Annotated in this window: 14 protein-coding genes; all 14 read left to right on the top strand. The window is 59.5% G+C overall.

Features of this window, described 5'->3' with window-relative positions:
- The first annotated feature begins 132 nt into the window (after nucleotides 1–132).
- The 14 genes from pyrH to dnaE all read left to right on the top strand — a co-directional run bounded on the left by pyrH (nucleotide 133) and on the right by dnaE (nucleotide 16,507).
- Entirely contained in the window at nucleotides 133–876 is a 744-nt protein-coding gene (gene pyrH, locus J4E58_RS12190) for a UMP kinase (RefSeq protein WP_007924076.1), read from the top strand.
- Nucleotides 873–1,430, top strand: coding sequence for a ribosome recycling factor (gene frr, locus J4E58_RS12185; RefSeq protein ID WP_007924074.1), 558 nt, complete (start codon nucleotides 873–875; stop codon nucleotides 1,428–1,430). The genes pyrH and frr overlap by 4 nt, the downstream gene beginning before the upstream one ends.
- A 14-nt stretch (nucleotides 1,431–1,444) precedes the next feature.
- Complete coding sequence (gene uppS, locus J4E58_RS12180; RefSeq protein ID WP_007924072.1) at nucleotides 1,445–2,200, top strand: polyprenyl diphosphate synthase; 756 nt, start codon at nucleotides 1,445–1,447, stop codon at nucleotides 2,198–2,200.
- Nucleotides 2,200–3,006, top strand: coding sequence for a phosphatidate cytidylyltransferase (locus tag J4E58_RS12175; RefSeq protein WP_007924070.1), 807 nt, complete (start codon nucleotides 2,200–2,202; stop codon nucleotides 3,004–3,006). Before uppS ends, J4E58_RS12175 begins: the two co-directional genes overlap by 1 nt.
- Nucleotides 3,003–4,193, top strand: a complete 1,191-nt coding sequence (gene ispC, locus J4E58_RS12170; protein ID WP_087091380.1) for a 1-deoxy-D-xylulose-5-phosphate reductoisomerase — start codon at nucleotides 3,003–3,005, stop codon at nucleotides 4,191–4,193. Before J4E58_RS12175 ends, ispC begins: the two co-directional genes overlap by 4 nt.
- A 54-nt stretch (nucleotides 4,194–4,247) precedes the next feature.
- On the top strand, nucleotides 4,248–5,600 hold the full coding sequence (gene rseP, locus J4E58_RS12165) for a sigma E protease regulator RseP (RefSeq protein WP_007924067.1): 1,353 nt from the start codon (nucleotides 4,248–4,250) through the stop codon (nucleotides 5,598–5,600).
- Nucleotides 5,601–5,674: 74 nt separating this feature from the next.
- Nucleotides 5,675–8,062, top strand: a complete 2,388-nt coding sequence (gene bamA, locus J4E58_RS12160; protein ID WP_085529950.1) for an outer membrane protein assembly factor BamA — start codon at nucleotides 5,675–5,677, stop codon at nucleotides 8,060–8,062.
- Between the two features lie 45 nt (nucleotides 8,063–8,107).
- The gene (locus tag J4E58_RS12155) at nucleotides 8,108–8,611 is read left to right on the top strand and encodes an OmpH family outer membrane protein (RefSeq protein WP_007924063.1); all 504 of its coding nucleotides are present in this window, start codon (nucleotides 8,108–8,110) and stop codon (nucleotides 8,609–8,611) included.
- A 3-nt stretch (nucleotides 8,612–8,614) separates the two neighbouring features.
- Complete coding sequence (lpxD, locus tag J4E58_RS12150) at nucleotides 8,615–9,670, top strand: UDP-3-O-(3-hydroxymyristoyl)glucosamine N-acyltransferase (protein ID WP_087091381.1); 1,056 nt, start codon at nucleotides 8,615–8,617, stop codon at nucleotides 9,668–9,670.
- A 109-nt stretch (nucleotides 9,671–9,779) separates the two neighbouring features.
- Nucleotides 9,780–10,220 (top strand): 3-hydroxyacyl-ACP dehydratase FabZ, encoded by a 441-nt coding sequence (gene fabZ / locus J4E58_RS12145; protein ID WP_007924058.1) that lies wholly within the window; start codon nucleotides 9,780–9,782, stop codon nucleotides 10,218–10,220.
- Complete coding sequence (gene lpxA / locus J4E58_RS12140) at nucleotides 10,217–10,993, top strand: acyl-ACP--UDP-N-acetylglucosamine O-acyltransferase (protein WP_007924057.1); 777 nt, start codon at nucleotides 10,217–10,219, stop codon at nucleotides 10,991–10,993. The genes fabZ and lpxA overlap by 4 nt, the downstream gene beginning before the upstream one ends.
- 2 nt (nucleotides 10,994–10,995) lie before the next feature.
- Nucleotides 10,996–12,126, top strand: coding sequence for a lipid-A-disaccharide synthase (gene lpxB, locus J4E58_RS12135; RefSeq protein ID WP_087091382.1), 1,131 nt, complete (start codon nucleotides 10,996–10,998; stop codon nucleotides 12,124–12,126).
- Nucleotides 12,127–12,137: 11 nt separating this feature from the next.
- Nucleotides 12,138–12,770, top strand: coding sequence for a ribonuclease HII (rnhB, locus tag J4E58_RS12130; protein ID WP_007924054.1), 633 nt, complete (start codon nucleotides 12,138–12,140; stop codon nucleotides 12,768–12,770).
- A gap of 212 nt (nucleotides 12,771–12,982) precedes the next feature.
- The gene (gene dnaE / locus J4E58_RS12125; RefSeq protein WP_087091383.1) at nucleotides 12,983–16,507 is read left to right on the top strand and encodes a DNA polymerase III subunit alpha; all 3,525 of its coding nucleotides are present in this window, start codon (nucleotides 12,983–12,985) and stop codon (nucleotides 16,505–16,507) included.
- The last annotated feature ends 70 nt before the right edge of the window (nucleotides 16,508–16,577 follow it).

The raw sequence follows: 16,577 nt of genomic DNA, 5'->3' as shown, positions 1-16,577 counted from the left end.
TATTGGGTTGCCTTCGGAACCGGTTTACAAAGTCGTGTTCTGATGGCGCTGTGACAGCGTCAAGCTAGAGTGAACGCAGGCTGCAAACAGCTTGCAGAGAATTTTTAAAATACGCCGCAGGAGAGATTCGCAATGGCTCAGCAGGGCAGTGGTTATCAAGCTCGCTATAAACGCATTCTACTCAAGCTTAGCGGCGAGGCCCTGATGGGCTCGGAAGAGTTCGGGATCGACCCTAAGGTGCTCGATCGCATGGCGCTGGAAGTCGGCCAGCTGGTGGGCATCGGTGTTCAGGTTGGCCTGGTCATCGGTGGTGGCAACCTGTTCCGTGGCGCGGCGCTCAGTGCGGCAGGCATGGATCGGGTAACAGGCGACCACATGGGCATGCTGGCCACTGTGATGAACGGCCTGGCCATGCGCGACGCGCTGGAACGTGCGAATATCTCGGCGATCGTCATGTCGGCCATTTCCATGGTGGGTGTGACCGATCACTATGACCGTCGCAAGGCGATGCGCCATCTGAACTCCAAGGAAGTGGTGATCTTCGCTGCCGGTACCGGCAACCCGTTCTTCACGACCGACTCCGCAGCATGCTTGCGGGCGATCGAGATCGATGCCGACGTAGTGCTCAAGGCAACCAAGGTTGACGGTGTGTACACCGCAGACCCATTCAAAGACCCGCATGCCGAGAAGTTCGATCATCTGACCTACGATGAAGTGCTGGATCGCAAGCTGGGTGTCATGGATCTGACGGCGATCTGCCTGTGCCGCGACCACAAGATGCCATTGCGCGTATTCAACATGAACAAGCCCGGCGCCCTGCTGAACATCGTGCATGGCGGCGCTGAAGGAACCCTGATCGAGGAAGGCGAACAATGATCAACGAAATCAAGAAAGACGCTCAAGAGCGCATGAAGAAGTCCCTGGAGTCGCTGGCTCACGCGTTTGGCCAGATCCGCACCGGCAAGGCACACCCGAGCATCCTGGGTAGCGTGATGGTGCCTTACTATGGCACTGACACCCCATTGAGCGGTGTGGCCAACGTTACCGTGAAAGACTCTCAGACCCTGCAGGTAGTGCCATTCGAGCGCAACATGCTTGGGGCAATCGACAAGGCCATCGGCAGTGCTGGCCTGAACCTCAATCCGACCAATCTTGGTGAGCTGCTGCTGATCAAAATGGCGCCGCTGACTGAGGAAACCCGCAAAGGCTTCACCAAGCAGGCGCGTGCTGCTGCTGAAGATGCCCGTGTTGCCGTGCGCAATATTCGTCGCGATGCCTTGGGCGATCTGAAGAAACTGTCCAAGGACAAGGAAATCAGTGAAGACGAAGAGCGTCGCGCCGGTGCTGAGATCGACAAGCTGATCAAAGAGTTCGAGGCTCAGATTGCTAAGGCAACTGACGAAAAAGAAAAGGACCTGATGGCCGTATAAGGGTCGGGCTTTAAATGGACAAGACCAAGCAGAGTGCGCCGTCCTCGGTGCCGCGCCATGTCGCGATCATCATGGATGGCAACAATCGCTGGGCAAAAAAACGCTTTATGCCCGGCGTCGCCGGGCACAAGGCGGGTGTCGATGCTGTTCGCGCGGTGATCGAGGTGTGCGCCGAGGCCAAGGTCGAGGTGCTGACCCTGTTTGCCTTCTCCAGTGAGAACTGGCAGCGGCCGGCCGATGAAGTCAGCGCCTTGATGGATCTGTTCTTCAAAGCATTGCGCCGCGAGGCCAAACGCCTCAATGAAAACAACATCAGCCTGCGCATCATTGGCGATCGTTCGCGTTTCCATCCTGAGTTGCAGGCTGCAATGCGCGAGGCGGAGGCGATGACTGCGGGTAGTGACCGCTTCATTCTGCAGATCGCTGCCAACTATGGCGGTCAGTGGGATATCGCCCAGGCCGCTCAGCGCCTGGCGCGGGAAGTTCAGGCGGGGCACCTGCGTCCTGAGGACATTACCCCTGAGTTGTTGCAAACCTGCCTGGCGACTGGCGACCTGCCATTGCCGGACCTGTGCATTCGTACGGGGGGCGAGCACCGCATCAGCAATTTCCTGCTCTGGCAGCTGGCTTATGCCGAGCTGTACTTCTCCGACCTGTTCTGGCCGGACTTCAAACACGATGCCATGCGCGCTGCGCTGGCCGATTACGCTTCTCGCCAGCGCCGCTTCGGTAAAACGAGCGAGCAGGTCGAAGCTGGAGCCCGGGTTTAATGCTCAAACAACGAATCATTACTGCGCTGATCCTGCTGCCGATCGCCTTGTGCGGTTTTTTCTTGCTCGAAGGTTCTGCCTTCGCCCTGTTTATTGGGCTGGTGGTGACCCTCGGGGCTTGGGAGTGGGCGCGCCTGGCGGGTTTCGAGGCTCAGTCGACCCGTATTGCCTATGCAGTAGTGGTCGCTGCGCTGTTGTTCCTGATGCAGCTGTTGCCAGGTATCGCGCCTTGGGTGCTGGGGGCTGCGGTGCTCTGGTGGGGGCTGGCGACTTTCCTGGTGCTCACCTATCCGCGTACCCGTGAGCATTGGGCTGGTGCCGCGGCCAAGCTGGTGATCGGTCTGCTGATTCTGCTGCCGGCCTGGCAAGGCCTGGTCTTCATCAAGCAGCAGCCTTTGGGCAACTGGTTGATCATGGCGGTGATGGTGCTGGTCTGGGGCGCTGATATCGGTGCCTACTTCTCCGGCAAGGCGTTCGGCAAGCGCAAGCTGGCGCCGCAGGTCAGCCCGGGCAAGAGCTGGGAGGGGGTGTACGGCGGCCTGCTGCTGAGTCTGGTGATCACTGCGGTGGTCGGTCTGGTTGCGGACTGGTCCGTTGGGCAGATCATTCTAGGCTTGCTCGGAGCGGCTATCGTGGTGTTCATCTCGGTGGTCGGCGACCTGACCGAAAGCATGTTCAAGCGCCAGGCCGGGATCAAGGACAGCAGTAACCTGCTGCCTGGGCATGGCGGCGTGCTCGATCGTATCGACAGCCTGACCGCAGCCATTCCGGTATTCGCCGTGCTGTTGTGGATGGCTGCATTGTGAGTCGCCCACAGCAGATTACGGTTCTCGGAGCCACCGGCTCTATCGGCCTCAGTACGCTGGATGTCATTGCCCGTCATCCCGAGCGTTATCAGGTCTTCGCCTTGAGCGGTTTCAGTCGTCTGGCTGAGTTGCTGACACTGTGCATCCGTCACGCTCCCCGTTTTGCCGTCGTCCCGCATATCGCTGCCGCGCGCAGCTTGCAGGAGGACTTGCGCAATGCCGGTTCGCGCACCCGTGTACTGGTGGGCGAAGAGGGGTTGTGTGAGGTGGCGTCCGACCCTGAAGTCGATGCGGTCATGGCGGCTATCGTCGGTGCTGCGGGCTTGCGTCCGACCCTGGCTGCCGTCGAGGCCGGCAAGAAAATTCTCCTGGCCAATAAAGAAGCACTGGTCATGTCCGGCGCGCTGTTTATGCAGGCGGTGGGCAAGAGCGGTTCGGTATTGCTGCCTATCGACAGTGAACACAACGCCATCTTCCAGTGCATGCCCGCGGACTTTTCCCGTGGGTTGAGCAATGTGGGAGTGCGGCGTATTTTGCTGACCGCATCCGGTGGCCCGTTCCGCCAAACTCCGCTGGCCGAACTGGAGCAGGTAACGCCCGAGCAGGCGTGTGCCCACCCCAACTGGTCCATGGGGCGCAAGATTTCCGTCGATTCGGCCAGCATGATGAACAAAGGCCTCGAGTTGATCGAGGCGTGCTGGTTGTTTGATGCCAAGCCTGCCCAGGTCGAGGTGGTGATTCATCCACAAAGCGTGATTCATTCGCTGGTCGACTACGTGGACGGTTCGGTGCTGGCCCAGTTGGGCAACCCGGATATGCGTACGCCGATCGCCAATGCCCTGGCTTGGCCGGAGCGGATTGACTCTGGCGTGCCGCCTCTGGATCTGTTCGCCGTGGCACGCCTGGATTTCCAGGCGCCTGATGAACAGCGGTTCCCTTGCTTGCGTTTGGCGCGCCAGGCCGCGGAAGCTGGCAACAGCGCTCCGGCCATGTTGAACGCGGCCAACGAGGTGGCTGTTGCCGCGTTTCTCGAACGGCGCATCCGCTACCCCGAGATCGCGAGTATCATCGAAGAAGTTTTAAGCCTCGAGCCGGTTGTTGCAGTCGATGAACTGAGCGCCGTGTTCGCGGCGGACGCCAAAGCCCGTGCCCTGGCTGAGCAGTGGCTGGGTCGCAACGGCCGGTAAGGATTGCGACAAGCCTGAGCGTATCGGCACTGGATAGGATTGCGGAGAAAGTAGATGAGCGCGCTCTATATGATTGTCGGCACCCTGATCGCCCTGGGTGTGCTGGTCACCTTCCATGAATTCGGTCACTTCTGGGTGGCGCGTCGTTGCGGCGTCAAGGTTCTGCGTTTCTCCGTGGGCTTCGGCATGCCGCTGCTGCGTTGGCATGACCGGCAGGGTACCGAGTTCGTGATTGCCGCCATCCCGCTGGGCGGCTACGTGAAGATGCTCGACGAGCGCGAAGGTGAAGTGCCTGTCGATCAGCTTGATCAGTCGTTCAATCGCAAGTCGGTGCGCCAGCGTATCGCCATCGTTGCCGCCGGTCCTGTCGCCAACTTCCTGCTGGCGCTGGTGTTCTTCTGGGGGCTGGCGATGCTCGGTAGCGAGCAGGTGCGTCCGGTCATCGGCAGCGTCGAGGCTGGAAGCATTGCCGCCAAGGCCGGCCTGAGTTCCGGTCAGGAAATTGTTGCAATCGATGGCGAACCCACCTTGGGGTGGTCGGCGGTCAACTTGCAGCTGGTTCGACGTCTGGGCGAAAGCGGCACCTTGCAGTTGTTGGTTCGCGAGCAGGGTTCGACTGCCGATTCGCCCCGCGAGCTGGTGCTCGACAATTGGCTCAAGGGGACCGATGAGCCGGATCCTATTCGTTCCCTGGGGATTCGCCCCTGGCGTCCGGAGCTCGCCCCCGTTCTGGCCGAGCTCGACCCGAAAGGCCCGGCCCAGGCAGCTGGCCTGAAAACCGGCGATCGTTTGCTGGCGCTGGATGGTCAGCCGCTGACCGATTGGCAACAGGTCGTCGACTGGGTGCGTGTACGTCCTGATACCAAGATTGTGCTGCGCGTCGAGCGTGATGGTGCTCAAATCGACGTCCCGGTGACCTTGGCCGCGCGCGGTAAAGAGAAAGTTGCCAGTGGTTATCTGGGTGCTGGGGTGAAGGCAGTCGATTGGCCGCCGGAAATGCTTCGCGAGGTCAGTTATGGCCCGCTGGCTGCGATTGGCGAAGGAGCCCGGCGTACTTGGACCATGAGCGTGCTGACCCTCGACTCACTGAAGAAAATGTTGTTCGGCGAGCTCTCGGTAAAAAACTTGAGTGGACCGATAACCATTGCTAAAGTGGCGGGCGCTTCTGCCCAGTCGGGCGTTGCTGATTTCTTGAATTTCCTTGCTTATCTGAGTATTAGCCTAGGGGTTCTGAACTTGCTGCCCATTCCTGTACTGGATGGGGGGCATCTGTTGTTTTATCTGATCGAGTGGGCGCGTGGTCGTCCCTTGTCGGATCGGGTGCAAGGTTGGGGGATACAGATCGGTATCAGCTTGGTGGTCGGGGTGATGTTGCTTGCCTTGGTCAACGATCTGGGTCGTCTGTAACGCTTCGCTGAATTGCGAATCTGCCGCATTTTGCGGCAGTTTCTTTATTGCCAGTTGGAATAAGAAAGGACTTCATGAAACGTCTGCTGCTAACTGCGGTTCTCTCCGTATTGATGATCGCCGAAGTTCACGCCGAGTCCTTCACTATCTCCGATATCCGCGTCAACGGCCTCCAGCGGGTCTCCGCGGGTAGCGTCTTTGGGGCCTTGCCGCTGAACGTCGGTGAGCAGGCGGATGATCGTCGCCTGGTGGAATCCACTCGTGCGCTGTTCAAAACCGGCTTCTTTCAAGATATCCAGCTGGGCCGAGATGGCAATGTCCTGGTCATCACGGTAGTCGAGCGTCCATCCGTCGCCAGTATCGAAATCGAAGGCAACAAGGCGATTTCCACTGAAGACTTGATGAAAGGCCTCAAGCAATCCGGTCTCGCGGAAGGAGAAATCTTCCAGCGTGCGACCCTTGAAGGTGTTCGTAACGAACTGCAGCGCCAATATGTAGCTCAGGGCCGCTACTCGGCCACCGTCGATACCGAAGTGGTGCCGCAGCCGCGCAACCGTGTGGCGTTGAAGGTCAACATCAACGAAGGCACCGTCGCTGCCATCCAGCACATCAACGTCGTGGGCAACACCGTGTTCCCGGACGAAGACCTGGTCGAACTGTTCGAACTCAAAACCACCAACTGGCTGTCGTTCTTCAAGAACGACGACAAGTATGCGCGTGAAAAACTCTCCGGTGACCTGGAGCGCCTGCGTTCCTATTACCTGGACCGTGGCTATATCAACATGGATATCGCTTCGACCCAGGTTTCGATCACCCCGGACAAGAAGCATGTCTACATCACTGTGAACGTCAACGAAGGCGAGAAGTACAGCGTTCGTGACGTGAAGCTCAGCGGTGACCTGAAAGTGCCTGAAGACCAGGTCAAGTCGCTGCTGCTGGTCGAGAAGGGCCAGGTGTTTTCGCGCAAGTTGATGACCACCACTTCCGAGCTGATCACCCGCCGCCTGGGCAACGAGGGTTATACCTTCGCTAACGTCAACGGTGTTCCGCAGCCTCACGACGAAGATCACACGGTCGATATCACGTTCGTGGTCGATCCGGGCAAGCGTGCCTATGTGAACCGCATCAACTTCCGCGGCAACACCAAGTCCGAGGACGAAGTGCTGCGTCGCGAAATGCGTCAAATGGAAGGTGGCTGGGCTTCGACTTACCTGATCGACCAGTCCAAGACCCGTCTGGAGCGTCTGGGCTTCTTCAAGGAAGTCAACGTCGAAACCCCGGCCGTGCCAGGTGTCGACGACCAGGTAGACGTCAACTACGCAGTAGAAGAGCAGGCTTCCGGTTCGATCACCGCCAGCGTCGGTTTCGCCCAGAGCGCCGGTCTGATCCTTGGTGGTTCGATCACCCAGAACAACTTCCTGGGTACCGGTAACAAGGTCAGCATCGGCCTGACTCGCAGCGAATACCAAAGCCGTTACAACTTCGGTTATGTCGACCCCTACTGGACCGCCGATGGTGTGAGCCTGGGTTATAACGCGTTCTATCGCACCACTGACTACGACGACCTTGATGTCGACGTGGCGAGCTATGCGGTAGACAGCCTGGGTGCCGGCGTCAGCGTTGGCTACCCGATCAGCGAGACTTCGCGTCTGACCTTCGGCCTGACCGCGCAACAAGACAAGATCAAGACCGGTCGTTATACCGTCGACGAAATCTTCGACTTCGTGAACCGTGAAGGCGATAACTACCTGAACTTCAAGGCTTCGGCCGGCTGGTCCGAGTCGACCCTGAACAAAGGTGTCCTGGCGACCCGTGGTCATTCCCAGAGCCTGGTGCTGGAAGCCACCACCCCAGGTAGCGACCTGTCGTTCTTCAAGCTCGACTACCGCGGCCAGTTGTTCCAGCCGCTGACCGACACCTACACCATGCGCCTGCACACCGAACTGGGTTATGGCGACGGTTATGGTTCGACCGACGGCTTGCCGTTCTATGAAAACTACTATGCTGGTGGTTTCAACTCGGTTCGTGGTTTCAAGGACAGCACCTTGGGTCCTCGCAGTACTCCGAGTCGTGGTGCGCTTGAGACCGGCAACTCTGGTACTTCGCGTGATCCCGATCAGGATCCGCTGCCATTCGGCGGCAACGTGCTGATTCAGGGCGGTGTCGAGGTGTTGTTCCCGATGCCGTTCGTCAAGGATCAGCGTTCGCTGCGGACTTCCGTGTTCTGGGACGTGGGTAATGTGTTCGACTCCAAATGCGAGCAGGTCAGAAACCCTAGTGGTTTGCGTTCCGATACACAGTGTAATGACGTCAGCCTGAGCAATCTGGCCAGTTCCGTGGGTGTCGGCGTGACGTGGGTAACCGCTCTGGGGCCGCTGAGTTTTGCTCTTGCAATGCCTGTCAAGAAACCTGACAACGCTGAAACCCAGGTGTTCCAATTCTCCCTCGGTCAGACTTTCTAAGAGTCCGACCCAAGATAACGACAATGGATTTTGTAGGAGTGCATCGTGCGTAAGTTGACTCAATTGGTTCTCCTGGCGACTGTCCTGGTAGCAGGCCCGGCCTTTGCCGACATGAAAATCGCCGTGCTGAACTATCAGATGGCACTGCTGGAATCCGATGCTGCGAAAAAATACGCAGTGGACGCCGAGAAGAAGTTCGGCCCGCAGTTGAACAAGCTGAAAACCCTGGAAAGCAGTGCCAAGGGCATTCAGGATCGTCTGGTTGCCGGTGGCGACAAGATGCAGCAAGGCGAGCGTGAGCGTCTGGAGCTCGAATTCAAGCAGAAAGCCCGTGACTTCCAGTTCCAGTCCAAGGAACTGAACGAAGCCAAGGCCGTTGCCGATCGTGAAATGCTCAAGCAACTGAAGCCGAAGCTCGACAGCGCCGTGGAAGAAGTCATCAAGAAAGGTGGTTTTGACCTGGTGTTCGAGCGTGGCGCAGTGATTGATGTCAAACCTCAGTACGACATCACTCGCCAGGTTATCGAGCGCATGAATCAGCTGAAGTAACCCATGACAGCGACTATAAAGCTCGGCCAGCTGGCCGAGTTCCTCGGAGCCATCCTGCGTGGCTCCGCAGAGAAAGAAATCACTGGGCTAGCCACCTTGCAGGAGGCTGGCCCAGCTCAGTTGAGCTTTTTGGCAAATCCCCAATACCGTAAGTATCTGGCTGACAGTCAGGCAGGCGCCGTGCTGCTGAAGGCGGCGGATGCCGAAGGTTATGCCGGTGATGCCCTGGTCGTGGCCGATCCCTACCTGTCGTACGCGCGGATTTCCCACCTGTTCGATCCCAAGCCCAAGGCGCCGGCCGGCATTCATCCGACTGCGGTCATTGCCGAGGATGCTGTAGTCGACGCAGCGGCCAGCGTTGGCGCGTTTGCGGTCGTCGAGAGCGGCGCGCAAATTGCTGCGGGCGTCACGATCGGTGCTCATTGTTTTATCGGTGCTCGTTGCCAGATCGGCGAGGGCGGCTGGCTGGCTCCACGCGTGACGCTTTATCACGATGTGCGTATCGGCAAGCGTGTGGTCATTCAGTCTGGTGCGGTACTGGGCGGCGAAGGTTTCGGTTTCGCCAACGAGAAGGGCATCTGGCAGAAGATCGCGCAGATTGGTGGTGTCACCATTGGCGATGATGTCGAGATTGGCGTGAATACCGCTATCGATCGCGGAGCGCTAGCCGATACCGTCATCGGCAATGGCGTGAAGCTGGATAACCAGATTCAGATTGCCCACAACGTCCAGGTCGGTGATCACACCGCCATGGCAGCCTGTGTCGGTATTTCCGGCAGCACCCGGATCGGTAAGCACTGCATGCTCGCCGGCGGTGTCGGGCTGGTTGGCCACATCGATATTTGCGACAACGTTTTCCTGACCGGGATGACCATGGTGACCCACTCGATTACCGAGCCGGGTGCCTACTCTTCCGGTACAGCCATGCAGCCTGCTGCCGAGTGGCGCAAAAGCGCGGCACGCATCCGTCAGCTCGATGATCTCGCGCGACGCCTGCGGCAACTGGAAAAGCGCGTTGGGGAAGTGACCCCCGACGGTAAAGCTTCATCAGATGGCTGATACCATTTCCATATCAAGTGTGCACAGCCGTTAGACTGCCTCCTTGATTTGCTAGAGGAGTGTGCGTTAGTCGCACGCTCCCAATCTTTACTACAGGCTTCCCCCCGAAATGATGGACATCAACGAGATTCGCGAATACCTGCCTCACCGTTACCCGTTCCTGTTGGTGGACCGGGTAGTGGATCTGGATGTTGAGGGCAAGTGCATTCGTGCCTACAAGAATGTCAGCATCAACGAACCTTTCTTTAATGGTCACTTCCCCGCGCATCCAATCATGCCGGGCGTGCTGATCATCGAAGCCATGGCTCAGGCTGCGGGCATTCTTGGTTTCAAGATGCTGGACGTGAAGCCGGCCGATGGCACCCTCTATTACTTCGTCGGTTCCGACAAGCTGCGCTTCCGCCAGCCGGTGCTGCCGGGTGACCAGTTGATCCTGGAAGCCAAGTTCATCAGTTGCAAGCGCCAGATCTGGAAATTCGAATGCCAGGCTTCGGTCGACGGCAAGCCAGTCTGCTCCGCTGAAATCATCTGTGCGGAACGCAAACTATGAGTTTGATTGACCCTCGCGCAATCATCGATCCGACGGCCATTCTGGCCGACGACGTTGAGGTTGGCCCGTGGTCGATCGTTGGCGCCGGTGTGGAAATCGGCGAGGGTACGGTGATCGGGCCTCATGTAGTTCTCAAAGGCCCGACCCGGATCGGTAAGCACAATCGTATCTACCAGTTCTCCTCGGTAGGCGAAGACACTCCCGATCTGAAGTACAAAGGCGAGGAAACCCGCCTGGTGATTGGTGACCACAACGTCATTCGTGAAGGCGTGACCATTCATCGCGGCACTGTCCAGGATCGTTCCGAGACTACTCTCGGCGATCACAATCTGGTCATGGCGTACGCCCATATCGGTCACGACAGCGTGATCGGCAACCATTGCATCCTGGTCAACAACACGGCGTTGGCCGGCCATGTGCATGTGGACGACTGGGCGATCCTGTCCGGCTTCACCCTGGTTCACCAGTACTGCCATATCGGCGCCCACAGCTTTTCCGGCATGGGTACGGCGATCGGCAAGGATGTTCCGGCCTTTGTCACAGTGTTCGGCAACCCGGCCGAGGCACGCAGCATGAACTTCGAGGGCATGCGTCGTCGTGGTTTCAGCGAAGACGCGATTCACGCCCTGCGTCGAGCCTATAAAGTGGTGTATCGCCAGGGCTTGACTGTCGATCAGGCGCTCGTCGAGTTGGCAGAAGCTGCTGCACAATTTCCCGAAGTCGCGGTATTTCGTGACTCGATCCAGTCTTCGACTCGCGGCATCACCCGTTAATCATGAGCAAACTGCGTATTGCGCTGGTGGCTGGCGAAGCTTCCGGCGACATTCTTGGCGCCGGTTTGATGCGCGCGCTCAAGGCCCAGCATCCTGCCGTTGAATTCATCGGTGTCGGTGGCCCGCTGATGCAGGCCGAAGGGCTGACCTCTTACTTCCCGATGGAGCGCCTGGCGGTCATGGGGCTGGTGGAAGTCCTGGGGCGCTTGCGCGAACTGCTGGCCCGGCGCAAGAAGCTGGTTCAGACCCTGATCGCCGAGAAGCCGGACGTGTTTATCGGCATCGATGCCCCCGACTTCAACCTCAACATCGAACTCCAGTTGCGTCAGGCCGGCATCAAGACCGTGCACTACGTCAGCCCCTCGGTCTGGGCCTGGCGGCAAAAACGCGTGCTGAAGATCCGCGAAGGTTGCGACCTGATGCTGACGCTGTTCCCGTTCGAAGCCAGATTCTATGAAGAGAAGGGCGTGCCGGTGCGGTTCGTCGGGCACTCCCTGGCTGACGCCATTCCGCTGGAGGCTGACCGGGCTGCGGCTCGCGCTGAACTGGGCTTGCCCGAGGGCCCGCTGGTGGCCCTGATGCCGGGCAGTCGTGGCGGCGAAGTCGGGCGCCTGGGAGCCTTGTTCCTCGACGCGGCACAGCGCCTGCGCGCCTTGCGTCCTGGGGTGCGTTTCGTCATGCCTTGCGCGAGCCCCGAGCGACGCACGCAGTTGGAAGAGCTGCTGGCCGGTCGCGACCTGCCGCTGACCCTGCTCAACGGCCAGTCGCATCAGGCGCTGGCGGCTTGCGACGCGGTATTGATCGCTTCTGGCACCGCGACCCTTGAGGCGCTGCTGTACAAGCGCCCGATGGTCGTTGCCTATCGCCTGGCGCCGCTGACCTTCTGGATTCTCAAGCGTATGGTCAAGAGCCCTTATATTTCCCTGCCGAACCTGCTGGCCCAGCGCCTGCTGGTTCCCGAGCTGCTGCAGGACGACGCCACTGCAGAGGCCCTGGCCCAGACCCTGTCGCCCTTGATCGAAGACGGCCAGGAGCAGACCCGCGGGTTTGACGAGATCCATCGTACCCTGCGCCGAGATGCCTCCAACCAGGCGGCTGAAGCGGTGTTGAACCTGATTGGCAAACCGGCATGAGTAACGAAAAGATGCAGATGGGACTGGATTTCTCGCTGGTGGCCGATGCCGAAGACCTGGTGGCCGGTGTCGACGAAGTAGGGCGCGGCCCCTTGTGCGGCGCAGTGGTCACGGCTGCCGTCATCCTCGATCCGAGTCGGCCGATTCTCGGCCTGAACGACTCGAAGAAACTCACCGAGGCCCGTCGCGAAAAGCTCTACGACGAGATTTGTGAGAAAGCCTTGAGCTGGTGCATTGCCCGCGCCGAAGTCGAGGAAATCGACGAGTTGAATATCCTGCATGCCACCATGTTGGCCATGCAGCGCGCGGTAGAAGGGCTGAGCGTGACCCCGAAACTGGCGATGATCGACGGTAACCGTTGCCCGAAACTGTCGATGCCTGCCGAAGCCGTGGTCCAGGGCGATAGCAAGGTGCCCGCGATCGCCGCGGCGTCGATTCTGGCCAAGGTCAGCCGGGATCGTGAGATGGCGGCGTTCGAGCTGATCTACCCCGGTTATGGCATCGGCGGACACAAGGGCTATCCGACGCCCGTTCATCTGGAAGCGCTGGCCCGCCTGGGGCCGACGCCGATTCACCGGCGCTCGTTCGCGCCGGTACGCCAAGCCTACGAAGCCCGTGAGAACGTGGGCGAGATTCAGTCCTGAGGCTGATGTTTTAGCGAAGGCCCGGTACAATCCGGCTGTTTTAGAGGGTGAAGAGCGAAGGTAAGACAAGGCGAACGGTGGCGATAAAGCGCAGTTGACGTTAGTCAATGAGCATTTTGAGCCGCTGTTCAACGCAGTATTACCGAGCTCGACCCCTTTAAATCGCCGGATTTCCGGGCCTTGTTGTTTTCGCGCTTTCTTACAGGATCACTATGCCGGCTTCATTCGTTCATCTACGCCTGCACACTGAATATTCCCTGGTTGACGGTCTGGTGCGGATCAAACCGCTGGTCAAGACGTTGGCCGGCATGGGCATGCCCGCCGTGGCGGTTACCGACCAGAACAACATGTGTTCCCTGGTCAAGTTCTACAAGGCGGCCATGGGCACCGGGATCAAGCCGATCTGTGGCGCCGACTTGTGGCTGTCGAACAAGGATCCCGAGAATCCACTGAGCCGCATCAGCCTGCTGGTGATGAATGCCGTGGGCTATCGCAACCTGACCGAGCTGATTTCCCGCGGCTTCATCGATGGCCAGCGTAATGGCCAGATCATCATCGAGCGCGAGTGGGTGGCCGAGGCCGCCGAAGGCCTGATCATGCTCTCGGCCGCGAAAGAGGGCGAGATCGGTATCGCCTTGCTCTCTGGCGATCTGCAAGAAGCGCAAACCCTGGCGCGCGAGTGGATGACGGTGTTCCCGGATCGTTTCTATCTGGAAGTGCAGCGTACCAACCGTCCCAACGACGAAGAGCAGTTGCACGCAGCTGTGGCCCTGGCGGACAAGATCGGCGCGCCGCTGGTGGCGACCAACGATGTGCGGTTTATCAAGCGCGAAGACTTCGAGGCCCATGAAACCCGGGTCTGCATCGGTGAAGGCCGTGCCCTCGACGACCCGCGCCGTTCGAAGAACTACAGCGACCAGCAGTACCTGAAAAGCGCCGAGGAAATGGCCGAGCTGTTCAGCGACCTACCCGAGGCCCTGGAAAACACGGTCGAGATCGCCAAGCGCTGCAATATCGAAGTGAAGCTGGGCAAGCACTTCTTGCCTGACTATCCGATTCCCGATGGCATGACCATCGATGAGTATTTCCGCAAGGTGTCGTTCGACGGGCTGGAAGAGCGCCTCAGCGTGCTGCTGCCCAAGGACACCACCGAAGACTATGAAGCCAAGCGCCAGGTGTATGTCGACCGGCTGAACTTCGAGCTGGATATCATCATCCAGATGGGGTTCCCCGGTTACTTCCTGATCGTTATGGACTTTATCCAGTGGGCCAAGAGCAACGGTGTGCCGGTGGGGCCAGGCCGGGGGTCGGGTGCCGGCTCCCTGGTGGCCTACGTGCAGAAGATCACCGACCTCGACCCGCTGGCCTACGACCTGCTGTTCGAACGTTTCCTCAACCCGGAACGGGTTTCCATGCCCGACTTCGACGTCGACTTCTGCATGGACGGTCGTGACCGGGTCATCGACTACGTGGCCGAGAAATACGGCCGCAACGCGGTAAGCCAGATCATCACCTTCGGTTCCATGGCCGCGAAGGCTGTGGTACGGGACGTGGCGCGGGTGCAGGGCAAGTCTTACGGCCTGGCTGACCGTTTGTCGAAGATGATTCCCTTCGAAGTCGGCATGACCCTGGAAAAAGCCTACGAGCAGGAAGAAATCCTGCGTGACTTCATCAAGGTCGATGAAGAAGCGGCGGAAATCTGGGAAATGGCGCGCAAGCTCGAGGGTGTGGTGCGTAACGTCGGCAAGCACGCCGGTGGTGTGGTTATCGCCCCGACCAAGCTGACCGACTTCTCGCCGATCTACTGCGACGAAGCCGGTGACGGCCTGGTAACCCAGTTCGACAAGGACGACGTCGAGGCCGCCGGCCTGGTGAAGTTCGACTTCCTCGGCCTGCGGACCCTGACCATCATCAAGTGGGCGATGGAGACCATCAACCGCGAGCAGGTCAAAAAGAACCTGCCCGATGTCAACATCGACTTCATCCCGCTGGACGACAAGAAGACTTACGAGCTGCTGCAGAAGGCCGAGACCACTGCGGTGTTCCAGCTCGAATCCCGCGGCATGAAAGAGCTGATCAAAAAGCTCAAGCCCGACTGTCTGGAAGACTTGATCGCACTGGTAGCGCTGTTCCGTCCTGGTCCGTTGCAATCGGGCATGGTGGACGACTTCATCAACCGTAAGCACGGTCGCGCCGAACTGGCCTATCCGCATCCGGATTACCAGTACGAGGGCCTGCGGCCGGTACTGGCGCCGACCTACGGCATCATCCTGTATCAGGAACAGGTGATGCAGATTGCCCAGGTGATGGCGGGCTACACCCTTGGCGGGGCCGACATGCTGCGTCGTGCCATGGGTAAGAAAAAACCCGAGGAGATGGCCAAGCAGCGCGGTGGCTTCATCGAAGGTTGCGCCAACAACAATATCGATGCCGACCTGGCGGGCAACATCTTCGACCTGGTGGAAAAGTTCGCCGGCTACGGTTTCAACAAGTCCCACTCGGCCGCCTACGGCCTGGTGTCTTACCAGACTGCATGGCTCAAGACGCATCACCCGGCGCCTTTCATGGCCGCGGTACTGTCCGCGGATATGCACAACACCGACAAGGTGGTGGTGCTGATCGAAGAAGTGCGCAGCATGAAGCTGCGCCTCGATGCTCCGGATGTGAACAGTTCCGACTTCAAGTTCACCGTTAATAACGACGGCCGCATCGTCTATGGCCTGGGAGCGATCAAGGGCGTGGGCGAGGGGCCGGTGGAGGCGATCGTCGAGGCCCGTGCCGAAGGTGGCCCATTCAAGGACCTGTTCGACTTCTGCAGCCGGGTCGACCTCAAGCGCATCAACAAGCGTACCCTCGATGCGTTGATCCGCAGTGGTGCCCTGGACCGCCTGGGGCCCTATTTTCACGACGAAATCAAGGCCTACCAGGCCAACATCGACCGCAACCGCGCGGTGCTGTTGTCGGCCCTGGAGGAAGCGGTCAAGGCGGCCGAGCAGACTGCGCGTACCGCCGACAGTGGCCACGCCGACCTGTTCGGCGGGGTCTTCGTCGAAGAAGATGCGGACGTCTACGCCAATCATCGCAAGGCCAAGGAACTGACCCTCAAGGAGCGCCTGAAAGGGGAGAAAGATACCCTCGGCCTGTACCTGACCGGGCACCCGATCGACGAATACGAAGGTGAGATCCGCCGTTTCGCCCGCCAGCGCATCGTCGACCTGAAGCCGGCGCGCGATACCCAGACCGTCGCGGGCATGATCATTGCCCTGCGGGTCATGAAGAACAAGAAGGGCGACAAGATGGGGTTCATTACCCTTGACGATCGTTCGGGGCGGATCGAGGCTTCGCTGTTCGCCGAGGCCTTCCATTCGGCCCAGTCCCTGCTGCAGACCGACGCGATGGTGGTGGTCGAGGGCGAAGTCAGCAACGACGACTTCTCCGGCGGCCTGCGCCTGCGGGTCAAGCGGGTGATGAGCATGGAAGATGCGCGCACCAACCTGGCGGAAAGCCTGCGCCTGAAGGTGCACACCGAAGCCCTCAAGGGCGATCAGCTACGCTGGCTGGGGGAGTTGTGCAAACGCCATCGCGGCGCTTGCCCGATCTCCATGGAATACACCAAGGAGGACGCCAAGGCCTTGCTGCAGTTCGGCGAAGCCTGGCGGATCGATCCGGCGGATGCCTTGATTCAAGCCCTGCGTGACCAGTTCGGGCGAGACAACGTCTTCCTCCAATACCGTTGATGGTCTGGCGCCATAAAAGTGCGCCGATCTCGACCCGAATTTTTAATCTCGACCTGAACGCGCCTCTCCC

Source organism: Pseudomonas sp. FW305-25 (assembly GCF_017351415.1).
GTDB lineage: Bacteria > Pseudomonadota > Gammaproteobacteria > Pseudomonadales > Pseudomonadaceae > Aquipseudomonas > Aquipseudomonas chlororaphis.
The sequence above is the reverse complement of the archived record's forward strand: the minus strand, read 5'-3'. Positions and strand labels throughout refer to the sequence as shown.

Bases quoted from the DNA above. Each gene is read 5' to 3' on its own strand.
- pyrH (WP_007924076.1), top strand. From the start codon at position 133: ATGGCTCAGCAGGGCAGTGGTTATCAAGCTCGCTATAAACGCATTCTA.
- frr (WP_007924074.1), top strand. From the start codon at position 873: ATGATCAACGAAATCAAGAAAGACGCTCAAGAGCGCATGAAGAAGTCC.
- uppS (WP_007924072.1), top strand. From the start codon at position 1,445: ATGGACAAGACCAAGCAGAGTGCGCCGTCCTCGGTGCCGCGCCATGTC.
- J4E58_RS12175 (WP_007924070.1), top strand. From the start codon at position 2,200: ATGCTCAAACAACGAATCATTACTGCGCTGATCCTGCTGCCGATCGCC.
- rseP (WP_007924067.1), top strand. From the start codon at position 4,248: ATGAGCGCGCTCTATATGATTGTCGGCACCCTGATCGCCCTGGGTGTG.
- bamA (WP_085529950.1), top strand. From the start codon at position 5,675: ATGAAACGTCTGCTGCTAACTGCGGTTCTCTCCGTATTGATGATCGCC.
- lpxD (WP_087091381.1), top strand. From the start codon at position 8,615: ATGACAGCGACTATAAAGCTCGGCCAGCTGGCCGAGTTCCTCGGAGCC.
- fabZ (WP_007924058.1), top strand. From the start codon at position 9,780: ATGATGGACATCAACGAGATTCGCGAATACCTGCCTCACCGTTACCCG.
- lpxA (WP_007924057.1), top strand. From the start codon at position 10,217: ATGAGTTTGATTGACCCTCGCGCAATCATCGATCCGACGGCCATTCTG.
- lpxB (WP_087091382.1), top strand. From the start codon at position 10,996: ATGAGCAAACTGCGTATTGCGCTGGTGGCTGGCGAAGCTTCCGGCGAC.
- rnhB (WP_007924054.1), top strand. From the start codon at position 12,138: ATGCAGATGGGACTGGATTTCTCGCTGGTGGCCGATGCCGAAGACCTG.
- dnaE (WP_087091383.1), top strand. From the start codon at position 12,983: ATGCCGGCTTCATTCGTTCATCTACGCCTGCACACTGAATATTCCCTG.